Here is a 16,032-nt window from a genome sequence, read left to right as displayed (position 1 = left end):
CCAGTTGGCCCAGTCGGAAGGGTAAACGGTGGTATTGGTGGTAATGTTGGTCCTACAAGATTAGGGTCAAATGCACTAGCTGATAAAGATTCATCGGGATTCAATCCATCTGAATAATTATTATTTGACATAAATTCACCTCCATAAAGCGTTCATTATATAGTAGATGCAAAACCGAAAGAAAATGACACGGACATTTGAATTATTGAAAAGAAATCTTAAACTGCTTGTGCAAGTTAAAAAAGTGGAAAGTTTATTGTATGTATAACATATGATTGATTTGGAAGAGGGTGATTATGTTGAACAAGCAAGGAATTACAATTAGTTTATGTATGATTGTTCGAGATGAGGAAGATACAATAGGTCGATGTTTAGATGCAGTCGAAAAAATTGTTGATGAAATTATTATAGTTGATACAGGTTCCATTGATCGAACGAAAGAAATTGTAGCTCAATATACCTCTAACATATATGACTTTCCATGGATTAATGATTTTGCAGCAGCAAGAAATTTTTCTTTTTCAAAAGCAACGCAAGAGTATATATTGTGGCTAGATGCAGATGACGTATTATTAGAAGATGCTCAAGAAGCATTGAAACTTTTAAAAAGAGAATTAGATCCTAAAATTGATGCTGTTTCGATGCCTTATCATCTTGCATTGGATTCTAGCGGGAAACCTTTATATTGTACAAAAAGAAATCGACTTGTAAAGCGTGAAAAACAATTTCAATGGTTTGGAAAGGTTCATGAGTATTTAGCTATTTCTGGTGAAACTTTTAGTAGTAATGTTGCTATTACACATAAAAAAGAAAAAAAGGTAACAAATCGTAATTTGAAAATTTTTCAAAATGCTGTAGCTGCAGGAGAAGAATTGAGTCCGAGAGATTTATTTTATTACGCTAATGAATCTATGGATAACCAAAAATATGATGATGCAGTTATGCTATATGAAACATTTCTTAATCAAGATGAAGGATGGTATGAAGAGAAAATTTATGCATGTGGTAAGTTAGGAGATTGCTATGCAAAGCTTGGATCATGGGAAAAGGCAATTGAATCTTGCGTGAAGTCGTTTCGATATGATGTTCCTAGAGGGGAGAATTGTACAAGAATAGGATATATATATATGGAACAACAAAAATATAACGAAGCGATATTTTGGTTTAAACTTGCAACGGAAGTACCAATGGCGACGGAGAGTCCGTTTCATAGTCCAGCGAGCTACACATGGCTTCCTTATTTACAAATGTGTATTTGTTATAGCAAGTTAGGAGATCAAGACAAAGCTTATTATTACAACGAATTAGCGGCTGCTTATGTTCCAAATAATGCTGCAATCGAATATAACCGCAAATATTTTCGGAGTGTTTTTGATAAACAATATAAATCGTTATAGGCAGCTTTTTTTAGAAATGGCTCATCGCGATTCTAACTCTAATAGATTGGCTATATAGTAAAGTATCGGCAATGTAACTAGTACAGGTTACATTTATAGACTTTAAATGAGATTTATATTTCAAATTCAATTTGCATAAGGAGTGTGTAAAATGAATTCCCCAAAAAATTCTTTATACGAAGAAAAGTCTGGGCATTATTATAATGCAGTGAATCCGAATTTATTAAAGCATATAAAAAAGGAATGGAAAGAAGTTCTTGATATCGGTTGCTCGAGTGGTGCATTGGGAGCTGCCATAAAAGAAAATGGCACACGTGTATCTGGAATTGAGGCATTCCCAGAGGCGGCAGAACAAGCAAAAGAAAAACTAGATCATGTCGTTTTAGGCGATATAGAAACAATGGATATGCCGTACGAGGAGGAGCAATTTGATTGCGTTATATTTGGTGACGTATTAGAGCATTTATTTGATCCTTGGGCCGTAATAGAAAAAGTAAAGCCATATATAAAAGAAAATGGTGTGATTTTAGCAAGTATACCAAACGTTGCTCACATTTCAGTATTAGCGCCGTTACTTGCTGGAAATTGGACGTATACAGAATATGGCTTATTAGATAAAACACATATTCGTTTCTTTACATTTAATGAAATGCTCCGAATGTTTTTAAAAGCAGGCTATTCGATTAGTAAAGTAGATCGTGTATATATTGATCATAAATTGTACGAACCACTTATTGAGGAATTATATGGAATTTGTAAGAAATATCGTCTTGGAAGTGGCTTCATGGCTGAGACGGTCGTATTTCAGTATATTATTGAAGCAGAAAAATCACAGTTATGAGTGCTGCTGAAAAAACAATATTATTTGTTACATGTATGAATGATCGGAAAATGTATGCACAGTGCGTACGACATATATTGAGCTTAGCGGTGCCTCCAGGGTATACTGTACAATTTATGCCAATTCGGAATGCGAAAAGTATGACGAGCGGATATAATCAAGCGATTTCGCATCCAGCGAAATATAAAGTATATATACACCAAGATGTTTTCATTATGAATGTGGCATTTTTATACGGATTACTTCAATTATTTAACGAACATGAACATCTTGGAATGATTGGAATGATTGGAGCCCAATATGTTCCTCCAAACGGGATATGGAATGAAGGCAAGGGGGTTGTTGGGAAAGTAATTGGTTATATGAACGATTTATTTTATATGGCAACTCAAGAACAGCCGTACCATGATTCAAAAACATTTATGCCGGTGGAATGTATTGATGGTTTATTGATGGCCACGCAGTATGATATTCCGTGGCGAGAAGACTTGTTTGATGGATTTGACTATTATGATGTATCTCAGTCATTTGAATTTAGAAAAGCTGGCTATACAGTTGGGGTTCCTGTACAGCGTGATGCGTGGTGCATTCACTATCACATTGATGTGAATATGACCAATTATGACAAGTATAGAAAGATATTTGTGGAGAACTATATGTCAGATGTAAATCAAGACGAATAGAGGGGCTACAAAATGAAGGATCGTACAATATTAGTTGTTGTTTGTGTAAATAATGAAGAGCTATTTGAACAATGCGAGAGACAAATAAGAAATCTTTTTGTTCCCCCTGATTATGTCGTACAAATTTTTCCGATACGAGATGCGAAGAGTATGGCGAGTGCATATAACCGAGCACTTTCATATCCAGCGAAGTATAAGGTTTATATACATCAGGACACTTATCTTATTAATCGAGAGATGTTTTATACACTTATTTCCCTTTTTAAAGATAATGAAAAGCTCGGCTTAATTGGAGTAGCTGGAGCACAATTTTTACCGAGTAACGGGATATGGTGGGAAGGGAAAAATTTAGTAGGGAAAGTGATTGAGTACAGAAGACGGAATTATCAATTATTAAATTTGGATCAGGAATTTTATGGAAGACAATCTTTTATGTCGGTGCAGGCAATTGATGGCTTATTCATGGCAACGCAATATGATATTCCGTGGCGAGAAGATTTGTTTCAAGGGTTCCACTTTTATGATGTGTCGCAGTCTTTAGAATTTCAAAGGGCTGGTTATTTAATTGGTATCCCTAATCAAGCAAATTTATGGTGTATTCACTATAACGGGGATGAGTTTGATGCGGATACATATGAGGAGTATCGGAAAGTGTTTGTAGAACATTACAAAGATATATTATCTCCATCATAAGGGAGAGATGCAGGATGAAAGGAATTATTTTAGCAGGTGGAACTGGATCAAGATTATATCCAATAACGAAAGTAACGAATAAACATTTGCTTCCAGTTGGACGGTATCCAATGATTTATCATGCAGTATATAAGCTAAAACAATGCGAAATTACAGATATTATGATTATTACAGGTAAAGAGCATATGGGAGATGTTGTTAGTTTTTTAGGAAGCGGTCAAGAATTTGGCGTGTCCTTTACGTATCGTGTGCAAGATAAGGCTGGTGGAATTGCGCAAGCATTAGGGCTTTGTGAAGACTTCGTTGGGAATGATCGCATGGTAGTTATATTAGGAGATAATATCTTTTCTGATGATATTCGTCCGTATGTTGAAGAGTTTGCAAATCAAAAAGAGGGTGCGAAAGTACTGCTGCAATCTGTAGATGATCCAGAGAGATTTGGCGTAGCGCATATTCAAAACGACAAAATAATTGAAATTGAAGAAAAGCCGAAAGAGCCGAAAAGTTCCTATGCAGTCACAGGAATTTATTTGTATGATTCGAAAGTCTTTTCTTATATAAAAGAATTAAAACCTTCCGCAAGGGGAGAACTTGAAATTACAGATATTAATAATTGGTATTTAAAACGAGGGGTACTTACTTATAATGAAATGAGCGGTTGGTGGACTGATGCAGGAACTCACATTTCTCTTCAAAGGGCGAATACGTTAGCGCGGGATATAAACTTTGGTAAACAGTTTAACGGAGAATAGGTGAGAATATGAAAGTTATAGAAACAAACTTTACTGACGCAAAATTGTTAGAACCGAGGTTATTTGGAGATGGGCGTGGCTTTTTTACTGAAAGTTATAATAAGAAGGTGCTAGAAACATTAGGGATTAAGTATTCATTTGTACAGGATAATGTTTCATATTCAGCGGAAGCGGGAACGATTCGGGGATTACACTTTCAAAGAAATCCGAAAGCACAAACGAAACTTATTCAAGTTATGCAAGGAGCAATCTATGACGTTATCGTCGATTTGCGAAAAGATTCCCCAACGTTTAGGCAGTGGAGAGGATATATTTTAAGCGCGGATAATCATCGGCAATTATTAGTGCCAAAAGGATTTGCACACGGTTTTTGTACACTTGTTTCGCATACGATTGTTATGTATAAAGTAGATGAGTATTATAGTGCTAATCATGATTCAGGGGTACTTTGGAGTGATAAAGAATTAGCAATTCCGTGGCCGGTAACAAGTCCTATTTTGTCTGACAAAGATCGAATATTGCCATCACTTCAGGAATGTGAAGATAGTTTTTGAGTAGGAGAGTTGTTTATGAATATATTAGTAACAGGTGGAGCTGGATTTATTGGAAGTAATTTTGTGCATTATATGTTACAAAGCTATGAAACATATAAAATTATTAATTTTGATGCATTAACATATAGTGGAAACCTAAATAATGTAAAGTCTATTCAAGATCATCCGAATTACTATTTTGTAAAAGGGGAAATTCAAAATGGAGAGCTGCTGGAGCATGTTATTCAGGAACGTGATGTGCAAGTCATTGTCAATTTCGCAGCTGAATCACATGTGGACCGTAGTATTGAAAATCCGATCCCTTTTTATGATACAAATGTAATTGGGACAGTCACCTTATTAGAATTAGTAAAAAAATATCCGCATATTAAACTCGTGCAAGTATCAACGGATGAGGTGTATGGATCTTTAGGAAAAACAGGGCGATTTACCGAGGAAACCCCGTTATCTCCAAATAGTCCATATTCTTCAAGCAAAGCGAGCGCCGATATGATAGCTTTATCTTATTATAAAACATATCAATTACCAGTTATCGTAACGCGTTGTTCCAATAACTATGGGCCGTATCAATATCCTGAAAAATTAATTCCGTTAATGGTTACGAATGCGCTCGAAGGAAAAAAATTACCGTTATATGGCGATGGATTAAATGTAAGAGATTGGCTACATGTAACGGATCATTGTCGTGCGATTGACGTTGTTTTGCATAAGGGACGTATAGGAGAAGTATATAATATAGGTGGAAATAATGAAAAAACAAATATAGATGTTGTGGAACAAATTATTACTCTCTTAGGAAAAACGGAAAAGGATATTGAATATGTGACAGACCGTTTAGGACACGACCGCCGTTATGCGATTGATGCAGAGAAAATGAAGAATGAATTTGATTGGGAACCGAAGTATACGTTTGAGCAAGGGTTACAAGAAACGGTGCAATGGTATGAGAAGAATGAGGAATGGTGGAAACCATTAAAAAAGTAAGGGGTATATAAATGAGAGAACGGATTATCATAACAGGAGCAAATGGTCAATTGGGAAAGCAACTACAAGAAGAGTTAAATCCTGAAGAATATGACATATATCCATTTGATAAAAAGTTACTAGATATAACAAATATATCCAAAGTGCAGCAAGTAGTACAAGAAATAAGGCCACATATCATTATTCATTGTGCAGCGTATACGAAGGTTGATCAAGCTGAGAAAGAACGAGATCTTGCTTATAGAATAAATGCAATAGGGGCTCGAAATGTAGCAGTTGTCTCACAATTAGTGGGGGCGAAGTTAGTTTATATTAGTACGGATTATGTATTTCAAGGTGATAGACCGGAAGGGTACGATGAATTTCATAATCCGGCGCCGATAAATATATACGGGGCTTCTAAATATGCGGGAGAGCAGTTCGTCAAAGAGTTACATAATAAATACTTTATCGTTCGTACGTCATGGTTGTATGGTAAGTATGGAAATAATTTTGTGAAAACGATGATGCGATTAGGGAAAGAAAGAGAAGAAGTATCTGTTGTAGCGGATCAAATCGGTTCTCCTACGTATGTGGCGGATTTAAATGTAATGATTAATAAGCTCATTCATACTTCTTTATACGGTACGTATCACATATCCAATAGAGGATCATGTTCTTGGTTTGAATTTGCAAAGAAAATATTTTCGTATGCAAATATGAAAGTGGATGTATTACCGGTTTCAACTGAAGAATTTGGAGCGGCGGCAGCGAGACCAAAATATTCTATTTTCCAACATAACATGCTACGATTAAATGGTTTTTTACAAATGCCTTCTTGGGAAGAAGGATTAGAGCGTTTTTTTATAGAAACAAAAAGTCATTAACAATTTTCAGTTAATGACTTTTTTGTTTGCCTTTAAGAGGTTTTATGTTACTATAATTATAGTATCAGGTACTAATAACAAGTATAAGTATTTCTGGGAGGATATATCATGGAACTATTACAAGGGAAAACATTTGTTGTTATGGGCGTTGCGAACCAAAGAAGTATTGCATGGGGAATTGCTCGCTCTTTGCATAATGCAGGTGCAAAATTAATCTTCACATATGCAGGAGAACGTTTAGAGAGAAATGTTCGTGAATTAGCGGATACATTAGAAGGACAAGAATCACTTGTATTACCTTGTGATGTAACAAATGATGAAGAACTTACAGCTTGTTTTGAAACAATCAAGCAAGAAGTTGGTACAATTCACGGTGTAGCGCACTGTATTGCTTTTGCAAATCGTGACGACTTAAAAGGTGAATTTGTAGATACTTCTCGCGACGGATTTTTACTTGCACAAAATATTAGTGCATTCTCTTTAACAGCTGTAGCAAGAGAAGCGAAGAAAGTAATGACAGAAGGCGGAAATATTTTAACGTTAACATATCTTGGCGGCGAGCGCGTTGTGAAAAACTATAACGTTATGGGCGTTGCGAAAGCTTCATTAGAAGCGAGCGTGAAATATTTAGCGAACGATTTAGGCCAACATGGCATTCGCGTTAACGCTATTTCTGCAGGTCCAATTCGTACGTTATCTGCAAAAGGTGTAGGCGACTTTAACTCAATCTTAAGAGAAATTGAGGAGCGCGCACCACTTCGTCGTACAACAACTCCAGAAGAAGTTGGGGATACAGCAGTATTCTTATTCAGTGATTTGGCACGCGGCGTAACAGGAGAAAACATTCACGTTGATTCAGGGTATCATATCTTAGGATAATTATAATATGAACTGTTAAAGGACAATCTCTACATGTTGAGATTGTCCTTTTTATTTGTTCTTGGAAAGAACGATTTTTAACGAAAGTTCTTACCATGTGATGAATATAACTATAATAGTACACGATTTATCCAGCTACGTATGGAAGTGGGAGGGACGAGTGTGAAGAATAAAAATAAAAGTTCAACAGTTGGAAAACCGTTGTTATATATTGCGCAAGTAAGTTTGGAACTTGCTGCACCGAAAATAAAAAGAATTATTTTAACAAACTTTGAAAATGAGGATCGAAAAGAGGAAAGTAATAGAAACGAAAATGTTGTAAGTAGTGCTGTGGAAGAGGTCATAGAACAAGAACAGGAACAACAAGAGGAGCAGCAAGTGGAAGGGAAAATAGAAGAAGAGGAACAAGTACAAGAACAGCAAGAGCCAGTGAGAACTGTTCCATATAATAAATCATTTAAGGATATGAATAACGAAGAGAGAATTCATTTTTTATTAAATCGCCCTCATTATATTCCGAAAGTAAGGTGCAGAATAAAAACAGCTACAGTTTCATATGTTGGATCAATCATATCGTATCGTAATGGAATTGTAGCGATTATGCCACCAAATAGCATGCGAGATATTAAGTTGTCTATAGATGATATACAATCAATTAGTATGGCTGGCTTTTAAATATGTAAAGGTGGTAGAAATCTTCTACCACCCCAATAGTTTTTTAGTTTACTTCACTTATTAGATAGAAACGTCGCGTAAGCACTGGATAGCACAGAAACAGCTTAAATCAACAGTAAGGCAAGTGTTAGTTGATACTAATCTTGCATTTGGTACAGCTAAAAACGTACAAATTGGATTATCACCAGGTGGTACAGGAGAACCGTCACCTAATACAACAGTTAATACACGTAGCACAGCACAGCTATCATCATCTACACTTTCCACACGGAAAATTGGAGATTGGCAGCTAACAAGGCTTGCAGATGGTGCAAATGCTTCAAATGCTGTTCCAGCTTTTGTGTATAAAATAAAAGGGCGTGTATTTGCTACTGAAGCACTATTGTGTGCCCCTAAAAATGGGATTTCACAACCAGATCCACACGTTGTTGTAGAACAATCTTGTAATTCATTGATGAATTTTACAACGTCAACTACACAATGAGAAGAGCCATGGTGTTTATTTTCGTTACAACTCATTAATGTCACTCCTTATCTTCTTGTTTGTATTTACATTAATAAGATATTGGAGTCGAGGAGATTTGGTCACAATCTCAAGACCTTTTTTTTTAAATAGGCGAAAGAAGATAAGGGAAGGTGGAATCATGCTGTTTACAAGTTGGCTTTTATTTTTTATTTTCGCGTTAGCGGCTTTTAGGCTCACCCGTTTAATTGTTTATGATAAAATTACAGCTTTTTTGCGAAGACCGTTTATTGACGAATTAGAGATTACAGAGCCGGATGGAAGTGTATCAACTTTTACAAAAGTAAAAGGTAAAGGATTAAGAAAGTGGATTGGCGAATTATTAAGCTGTTATTGGTGTACAGGTGTATGGGTTAGTGCTTTTTTATTAGTGTTATATAATTGGATCCCTATCGTTGCAGAACCGTTACTTGCGTTATTAGCTATTGCAGGAGCAGCAGCAATCATTGAAACGATTACAGGATATTTTATGGGAGAATAATATATTTTCATACTAAGAGAAAAAGCGGAGTTTAAAAGAATGAGGGAACGGAAATAAAGAGTTGTTCATATAGTAAATAGACAGAATTGACAGTAGAGGAGATGTTTGCTGTGAGCAATAATCCAAGGCAAAATTCATATGACCTGCAGCAATGGTATAACATACAGCAACAGCACTATGCACAACAACAGGCATATCAAGAACAATTGCAACAACAAGGATTTGTGAAGAAAAAAGGATGCAATTGTGGGAAAAAGAAGAATACAATAAAACACTATGAAGAATGAAACACTCATGCTACTGTGAGTGTTTTTTATTATACATATAAAAAGCGGTATTTCAATGAAGAAATACCGCTTTTTACTAACCAATTTGTGAAACTGTTAATGCTGCAGCACGGATGTCTACAGTTCCAATTAACTCAACTGGTACAATTTGAATTAAGTCACCAGGGTTTAAGTTAATAAGAATAACACCGCTGGATACGTCTACTTCACCAGTACCAATAACGTTAGAACGAACCGCTGTACCTGATCCAGGAATAATGTTAGCCGGTGTACCTAATGATAAGAAGAAACGACCAGCTTCTGGTGCAGTAGGTACATTATCAAGACTAATTGTTAATGTATAACTGATTTGATAAATACCAGCTCGTAGAATTCGAATGCCATCTCCGACACTTACTGTATCATTTATTACAGGAACAGGAATATTTGGGTTTGGACTTACGCTAGGTAATAGTAGTGGTGTAAATAATGAAGCGAACTGAGGTGCAGACGCGTTGAAAGCAAAACCGAAGGCAGGTAGTGTACTAGCTGGTTTCGCCTCACAATCGATTTTTGTAAATTCGCAATCAGAAGAGAACATGTTTTTCACTCCTTTATCTGTTTCTACTTTCAGTTAATGAAAAGGACAGGTTCTATGTTCTAGACAAGTTCCCAATTTTAAGAAATTTACATAATAATACTCGTTAAGCATGGATTGGGTGGCAGATAATTCTGCCACCCAATCCATGCTTAACTCATTATTTAGTTTTAAATCGTAACATCACGTAAGCATTGAATAGCGCAGAAGCAACTTAAATCAACAGTAAGACAAGTGTTGGTCGATATTAATCTTGCATTTGGTACAGCTAAAAACGTACAAATTGGATTATCACCAGGTGGTACAGGAGAACCGTCACCTAATACAACAGTTAATACACGCAATACAGCGCAATCATCATCATCTATACTCTCGACACGGAAAATTGGAGATTGGCAGCTAGAAAGGCTTGCAGATGGCGCGAATGCTTCAAATGGTGTTCCGGCTTTTGTGTATAAAATAAAAGGACGTGTATTTGCTACTGATGCGCTATTATGTGCTCCTAGAAAGGGGACTTCACAACCAGATCCGCATGTTGTTGTTGCACATTCTTGTAGTTCATGTATAAAACGAACGACATTAGATACACAGTTGAAATCAAAATCATGTTGATGATCTTCGTTACAATTGCAGCTCATTATGTTCACTCCTTCTCGTGAGTTCTGACATACACTATTACAATATGAGTGGGATATGGTTGATATTACGTTAATTCTTATGATAAAAAGAGGGAATTTATATAGGAGGGATGTACATATTGCAATATAAAAAAAGACATCCTTATTTCGTGGATGTCTTTTCAGGTAAATCTTTTCGCACAGTATACAAAAAGCGAGATATATCTAATTTTTTTCCTCTAAAAAATTGCGGAGAGGAAATGTACAATTCTTCTTTCGCACGTGTAATTGCGACATAAAGTAGTCGGCGTTCTTCTTCTAAAGCTTCAGAAGTCTCTGTAACACGATCATTTGCATCTTTTAAAGAAGAAGTATGGGGCAGAATACCATCGCTCGCTCCGAGTAAAAAGACACATGGAAATTCAAGGCCTTTTGCGTTATGAATAGACATAAGTGAAACAGCATCTTTTTGCGGCATTGTTTTTAATGCTTCCATTTCTTTTTGCCCTTGAATGGCTTCATCAATAAATTGTAAATAAGCTGGAATGTCGGTGAAGCGATTTGCCGACTCCATTAATTCTTCTAACATTTCTTCTTGTATGTCTTTATGCATCGTAAAGGAAGAACGATCGTTACTTTGTAAGTACTCTAAATACTTTCCTTTACCATGAATAATTTCTTTTAATGCTTTTTTCGGTTCTAATTCTTTTATAAATTTAATAAAATCGATACGCTCATTTACCTTTTTCACTTGAAAAGGTTTTAAGCTCGGATTTAATAATAAGAAATGAAGAAGAGAAGGGAAACGACCTTCACCATATTTCCATTGTTCACGTTCAATAAATGAAATACAATCATCACGCCCGATATACATCGTTGGCAATATGTTTGAAAGTGATTCTAATCGAAATGGTTCAATTACGAGTCGCAAATGATCCAATACAGGCTTAATTAAAGAATGTTCATAAAATGACTGACTCGCACCGTGCTTAATAAACGGGATTTTATGAATGGTAAGCTGATCAAGTAACGAACGGCTTACAGAATGTGTGCGATACAGCAAACAAAAATCTTTATAATTTCGTTCACCACTATCTACTTTTTCTTGAATGAGCTGCAAAATTTGATTTGCTTCATCAAGAGTCGTAGCCGGTCTTGCATAAAAAGGTTGTACACCTTCTTCACGAACAGAATATAGCTCTTTATCAAACCGTTCTTGATTTAGTTTGATAACTTCATTTCCAAGTCCGACAATAAAAGGATTGGATCGATAATTCGTATTAAGGGCGATAATCGTAGTGTTATCAAATTCTTTTGGAAAAGATAAAATAATTTGGTGACTTGCTCCTCGCCAACCGTATATAGCTTGATCGTCATCACCTGCGATAAATAAATTATTTCTTGGCGAAGCTAACAATTTTACAATTTCATATTGAGCATACGATGTATCTTGGAACTCATCTACTTCAATATAGTGGAAACGTTGTTGTAATTGGGTAAGCAAAGGAGCGTTATTTTCTAACATATAATATGTTTCTAATAAGATGTCATCGAAATCGATATAATTATATCGTTGTTTCACTTCTTCAAAACGCTCGTATACTTCTTTAAATTCTTGTTCAACGGGTGTTTTTGCTTTTACATCTTTCGGACGATTCAACTTGTTTTTCTCAAGTGAAATCATCGCGAGCATCGTTTCAGCATCATAATCGTCTTTTAAACGCAATTCTTTTAAAATTTTCTTTATCATAATTTGTTTATGTTTTTCGTTTGCTAAAATTTGCTGATTATATCCTTGACTACGAAGCAATTTTAAAAAGACAGAGTGGAACGTACCGGCAACAACGTAGCTACTTGCCGCATGATTCATACCCGGTAAATTCGCTACACGATTTCGGATTTCTTCAGCCGCTTTTTGTGTAAATGTAAGTAATAAAATATTTCTCGGATGAACTTGTTTTACATTTACTAAATAACCGACGCGAGTTGTTAAAACAGATGTTTTCCCGCTTCCGGCACCAGCTAATGTAAGAACAGGGCCTTCTGTCGTTCGTACGGCCTCTAATTGTTTTTCGTTTAAAAATACATTTTGCTGTTCGAGAGCGCGGAAATACGCCGCATCTGCATCTTCTTCCATAATTAAATGGGTAGATGTTTTCGGAATATGATATGTTGCACGTGGAATATCAGCGTGCGTTAATGATTTTTGTGAAAATTTTTCTTGTGTCATATATTCACCTTCAAAACTATAGCATCAACATTTAACTTTAGCGGAAGAAAAAGAAAATAGCAATGTAAAAAAACAGGAGGGGATACCTCCTGTTTTCAAATTACAATTCTTTTATCATAACGATGTGAGGAATATTTGCTTCCATAAATACATCAGAATTCGTTACATATCCAAGTTTTTTATAGAAATCTTCAGCATGTGTTTGGGCATGCAGCTTCAATTTTGGTAGCGAATTTTCTTTCGCATATGCTTCAAGTGCATCCATAACAATTTTTCCAATGCCTTTTTTACGATGGGAAGCTAGTACGCAAATGCGTTCCATTTTTCCTATTCCATCAATGGTACGAAAACGTCCAGCACCAACGGGAACATCATTATCATATATAACAACGTGTATGGAAGTTTCTTCAAACTCATCATACTCTTCTTCGGCAGAAACTTGTTGTTCCTTCACAAATACTTGCTTACGTACAGAGAATGCATCTCTTAGTTGTTCGTCCGTTTGTACGATCTGTGCATGCAAATTAGTTGTTCCCCTTTCCAAGGTGGAATGTTTCGTGTACAGTCCATGTTCCGTTTTCTAGTTGATATAGAAGGTGGAAGCGGTCAATTGGTTGTTCGTAATAGAAATCTTTCATACGTAATCGACCTAGTACATCAGCATGCTCTGCATCTGATAAGCCTTGTCCAATTGTTAAATGAGGTACAAAAGCGTATTCGCGTTCTTGTGTAAAGAATCCGCTATGCATTTCCTCATTTAAGAAAGTAAGTTCAGGTGTTTTTTCTACTTTAAAATAAAGAACATTATTAACAGGTGCGAATGAACCAACTTTTCCAACATGAAGGGTAAAAGGGTTCGTTTTACTTGCGATTGTATGTAACTCGTTTACAATCGATTCTAATTGTTCATCTTGCGTCTCAAAGGGTGTTTTCAATGTAATATGTGGCGGAACTAATGCGTAGTGCGGATCATAACGTTTACGCAATCCGTTCGCTTTATCTTGAATCATTTTAGATGGAAAAATTACAATGCCTAATTTCATGTTCCAATTCCTCCCTTTGTAAGTCTAGTTAGATTTTGAGAAAATAACTCTCTTAATCTATTATATCAAATTATTCTGAATACTGCTCTCTATTATTTCATTGATAGCATATGAGAGAAAGCTTTCGGTAAATCAGTTTGCCAATATTTCCACGTATGATTACCTTCAAACTCCTCGTAATGCGTGATGAAATTTCGATCTGTCAGAAGCGTATTAAGTTCACGGTTCGGCCCTACGAAATCAGATACTTGTCCATCAGTGCGCTTTACAGCTGTTTCTTCTGTCCCAATAACGTGATAAAGCTCTAGCGCCTCCGGATTTTTGAAGTCTTTTGCTAAGTTCATTACTGTTTCATCCACAAATGGTGATTGCATAACAACTTTACCGAATGTATGCGGATACATAAGTGCGGTCATAAAGGAAACTGTTCCGCCAAGAGAATCACCAATTAACACACGACCTTTCCCCATTTGGTACGTTGGATAATTTTCATCGATATATGGTGCAAGTTCATGAGCAAGGAAACGAATATACGCAGCGTTTTTTACTTCATTTGGGAAATATTTTTCTTTACGATCGTGTACATTTTTATATGGAATACCGACAATAATTGTACGGTCAATTTCTTCAGTTTCACGAAGGCGCTCAATTACACGGTGTGCTTTCCCAAGCTGAAAATAATCTCTGCCATCTTGTGCAATTACAACTGTATGTTTGTGCAGCGGTGTGTAATTTACCGGTAAGTAAACGAGAAGTGTAACATCTTCTTGAAGTGATGCACTATAAAATGAAATCTCTTCAATTCTCCCAATTGTTTGATTCATGTAGATCCCCCTAAATAAAAATTTACTGTAATAATTGTAAGAGCGACGCTTGTAGTGAAAAAGAAAGAAATATTCACTAATAGGTGCTTTCGTTTCTATTTTACCATAATGGTACGAAGAATCTAAAAAATTAGTATTTAAGTTAGGAAAGAAAACGGATATAATGAAGTGGGATTTTTGACAGGTGAGAGGGGAGACGGAATTTGAAACAAGAAAGATCAATCGCACTACCATTAGCCATTTCCATTATAGCCATTTCATTCGCAGCAGTTTTTGTAAAGATGTCCTCGGCACCATCTTCCATATTAAGTATGTATCGATTATGGATTATCGTACTTCTTATGCTGCCTATTGTTTGGAAAAAACGGGAAGAGTTTAGTAAGATTCAAATAAAAGATTGGGGATTTTTAATCGGATCTGGTTTCTTTTTAGCACTTCATTTTCTTTTATGGTTTGAATCTTTAAAGCATACAACAGTTGCGAGTTCGACGATTATTTTAGCGCTTCAACCAATCGTATCTTTAGTTGGAGGTTTTTTCTTATTTAAAGAAAGAACAACATACTCAGCCATTGCGACAATGGGAATTGCGATACTAGGTGTAGTGTGTATTGGTTGGGGAGATTTAGGACTAAGTGAACAAGCAATTTATGGAGATATATTATCCTTTTTAAGTGTAATAGCAGTTGTCGGTTATTTATTTATCGGCCAAACGACAGTAAAGAAAGTATCACACTGGATTTACAGCTTTACTGTTTTTGCATTCGCAGGTATTTTTATGGGGATTTATAATATAGTGTTGCAAGTTCCTTTTACAGGTTATACAAAGTGGGATTGGACCATTTTTCTTTTACTTGCGGTCGTGCCGACAGTGTCACACGTCATTAATAACTGGTTATTAAACTACGTAAATGCAACAACAATTTCGATGAGTATTTTAGGGGAACCAGTTGGAGCATCTATACTAGCGTTCTTCATACTTGGGGAAAGATTAAATGCTATGCAAATGATCGGTAGCATGCTCGTATTGTTTGGTGTGTCTGTTTTCTTATTGCAGCAACAAAAACGAACAGCAAAAGATGTGGTAAACGAGCCTGTTTATACACAGGAATTATAATGTTAGAGGGG

21 protein-coding genes are annotated in these 16,032 nt (G+C 35.9%); 13 read left to right on the top strand and 8 right to left on the bottom strand.

Annotation, left to right across the window (positions count from 1 at the left end):
- Positions 1 to 131: exosporium leader peptide-containing protein (locus MR079_RS08755; protein ID WP_242293878.1), on the bottom strand; the 131-nt coding region annotated here is incomplete at its 3' end.
- Between the two features lie 165 nt (positions 132 to 296).
- Between MR079_RS08755 and MR079_RS08750 the strand changes: the two genes are divergently transcribed.
- The 10 genes from MR079_RS08750 to MR079_RS08705 all read left to right on the top strand — a co-directional run bounded on the left by MR079_RS08750 (position 297) and on the right by MR079_RS08705 (position 8,324).
- The gene (locus tag MR079_RS08750; RefSeq protein WP_000932900.1) at positions 297 to 1,397 is read left to right on the top strand and encodes a glycosyltransferase; all 1,101 of its coding nucleotides are present in this window, start codon (positions 297 to 299) and stop codon (positions 1,395 to 1,397) included.
- Between the two features lie 151 nt (positions 1,398 to 1,548).
- Entirely contained in the window at positions 1,549 to 2,238 is a 690-nt protein-coding gene (locus MR079_RS08745) for a class I SAM-dependent methyltransferase (protein WP_242293877.1), read from the top strand.
- Complete coding sequence (locus MR079_RS08740; RefSeq protein ID WP_139869776.1) at positions 2,235 to 2,921, top strand: glycosyltransferase family protein; 687 nt, start codon at positions 2,235 to 2,237, stop codon at positions 2,919 to 2,921. Before MR079_RS08745 ends, MR079_RS08740 begins: the two co-directional genes overlap by 4 nt.
- A gap of 12 nt (positions 2,922 to 2,933) precedes the next feature.
- Positions 2,934 to 3,614: a glycosyltransferase family protein gene (locus tag MR079_RS08735; protein WP_000654995.1), complete on the top strand. Its 681-nt coding sequence runs from the start codon at positions 2,934 to 2,936 to the stop codon at positions 3,612 to 3,614.
- 14 nt (positions 3,615 to 3,628) lie between these two features.
- Positions 3,629 to 4,366, top strand: coding sequence for a sugar phosphate nucleotidyltransferase (locus MR079_RS08730; RefSeq protein ID WP_000676173.1), 738 nt, complete (start codon positions 3,629 to 3,631; stop codon positions 4,364 to 4,366).
- 8 nt (positions 4,367 to 4,374) lie between these two features.
- The gene (rfbC, locus tag MR079_RS08725) at positions 4,375 to 4,920 is read left to right on the top strand and encodes a dTDP-4-dehydrorhamnose 3,5-epimerase (protein WP_242293876.1); all 546 of its coding nucleotides are present in this window, start codon (positions 4,375 to 4,377) and stop codon (positions 4,918 to 4,920) included.
- Between the two features lie 15 nt (positions 4,921 to 4,935).
- The gene (gene rfbB, locus MR079_RS08720) at positions 4,936 to 5,904 is read left to right on the top strand and encodes a dTDP-glucose 4,6-dehydratase (protein WP_098923590.1); all 969 of its coding nucleotides are present in this window, start codon (positions 4,936 to 4,938) and stop codon (positions 5,902 to 5,904) included.
- A gap of 11 nt (positions 5,905 to 5,915) precedes the next feature.
- A complete protein-coding gene (rfbD, locus tag MR079_RS08715) occupies positions 5,916 to 6,770 on the top strand; it encodes a dTDP-4-dehydrorhamnose reductase (RefSeq protein ID WP_242293875.1) in 855 nt (284 codons plus the stop codon).
- Between the two features lie 108 nt (positions 6,771 to 6,878).
- On the top strand, positions 6,879 to 7,649 hold the full coding sequence (gene fabI, locus MR079_RS08710) for an enoyl-ACP reductase FabI (protein WP_000421885.1): 771 nt from the start codon (positions 6,879 to 6,881) through the stop codon (positions 7,647 to 7,649).
- Positions 7,650 to 7,790: 141 nt separating this feature from the next.
- Positions 7,791 to 8,324, top strand: a complete 534-nt coding sequence (locus MR079_RS08705; RefSeq protein ID WP_074614861.1) for a spore coat CotO family protein — start codon at positions 7,791 to 7,793, stop codon at positions 8,322 to 8,324.
- A 60-nt stretch (positions 8,325 to 8,384) separates the two neighbouring features.
- Here the strand turns inward: MR079_RS08705 and exsY are convergent, their stop codons facing one another.
- The gene (gene exsY, locus MR079_RS08700; protein ID WP_001277726.1) at positions 8,385 to 8,843 is read right to left on the bottom strand and encodes an exosporium assembly protein ExsY; all 459 of its coding nucleotides are present in this window, start codon (positions 8,841 to 8,843) and stop codon (positions 8,385 to 8,387) included.
- A 125-nt stretch (positions 8,844 to 8,968) separates the two neighbouring features.
- Between exsY and MR079_RS08695 the strand changes: the two genes are divergently transcribed.
- Both MR079_RS08695 and MR079_RS08690 read left to right on the top strand, forming a co-directional pair.
- Positions 8,969 to 9,328 (top strand): DUF1360 domain-containing protein, encoded by a 360-nt coding sequence (locus tag MR079_RS08695; RefSeq protein ID WP_000899662.1) that lies wholly within the window; start codon positions 8,969 to 8,971, stop codon positions 9,326 to 9,328.
- A 101-nt stretch (positions 9,329 to 9,429) separates the two neighbouring features.
- Positions 9,430 to 9,615 carry a hypothetical protein gene (locus MR079_RS08690; protein ID WP_002194706.1) on the top strand — a complete coding sequence of 62 codons (186 nt, stop codon included), beginning with the start codon at positions 9,430 to 9,432 and terminating at the stop codon, positions 9,613 to 9,615.
- 76 nt (positions 9,616 to 9,691) lie between these two features.
- Here the strand turns inward: MR079_RS08690 and exsF are convergent, their stop codons facing one another.
- The 6 genes from exsF to MR079_RS08660 all read right to left on the bottom strand — a co-directional run bounded on the left by exsF (position 9,692) and on the right by MR079_RS08660 (position 14,906).
- Positions 9,692 to 10,195 carry an exosporium protein ExsF gene (exsF, locus tag MR079_RS08685; protein ID WP_000492932.1) on the bottom strand — a complete coding sequence of 168 codons (504 nt, stop codon included), beginning with the start codon at positions 10,193 to 10,195 and terminating at the stop codon, positions 9,692 to 9,694.
- Between the two features lie 167 nt (positions 10,196 to 10,362).
- Positions 10,363 to 10,830 carry a spore coat protein CotY gene (cotY, locus tag MR079_RS08680; RefSeq protein ID WP_001277714.1) on the bottom strand — a complete coding sequence of 156 codons (468 nt, stop codon included), beginning with the start codon at positions 10,828 to 10,830 and terminating at the stop codon, positions 10,363 to 10,365.
- 142 nt (positions 10,831 to 10,972) lie between these two features.
- On the bottom strand, positions 10,973 to 13,039 hold the full coding sequence (locus tag MR079_RS08675) for an ATP-dependent helicase (RefSeq protein ID WP_000191176.1): 2,067 nt from the start codon (positions 13,037 to 13,039) through the stop codon (positions 10,973 to 10,975).
- 100 nt (positions 13,040 to 13,139) lie between these two features.
- Positions 13,140 to 13,562, bottom strand: coding sequence for a GNAT family N-acetyltransferase (locus tag MR079_RS08670; RefSeq protein WP_000543274.1), 423 nt, complete (start codon positions 13,560 to 13,562; stop codon positions 13,140 to 13,142).
- A gap of 1 nt (position 13,563) precedes the next feature.
- Entirely contained in the window at positions 13,564 to 14,082 is a 519-nt protein-coding gene (locus MR079_RS08665; RefSeq protein WP_048526728.1) for a YjcG family protein, read from the bottom strand.
- A gap of 92 nt (positions 14,083 to 14,174) precedes the next feature.
- Positions 14,175 to 14,906 (bottom strand): alpha/beta hydrolase, encoded by a 732-nt coding sequence (locus MR079_RS08660; RefSeq protein WP_001076848.1) that lies wholly within the window; start codon positions 14,904 to 14,906, stop codon positions 14,175 to 14,177.
- Between the two features lie 203 nt (positions 14,907 to 15,109).
- Between MR079_RS08660 and MR079_RS08655 the strand changes: the two genes are divergently transcribed.
- Positions 15,110 to 16,021 carry a DMT family transporter gene (locus MR079_RS08655; RefSeq protein WP_242293874.1) on the top strand — a complete coding sequence of 304 codons (912 nt, stop codon included), beginning with the start codon at positions 15,110 to 15,112 and terminating at the stop codon, positions 16,019 to 16,021.
- Positions 16,022 to 16,032: the final 11 nt, after the last annotated feature.

The organism is Bacillus cereus group sp. BfR-BA-01381, assembly GCF_022663555.1.
Lineage (GTDB): Bacteria > Bacillota > Bacilli > Bacillales > Bacillaceae_G > Bacillus_A > Bacillus_A pacificus.
Note: the sequence above shows the minus strand (reverse complement) of the source record. Positions and strands in the feature narration are given on the sequence as shown.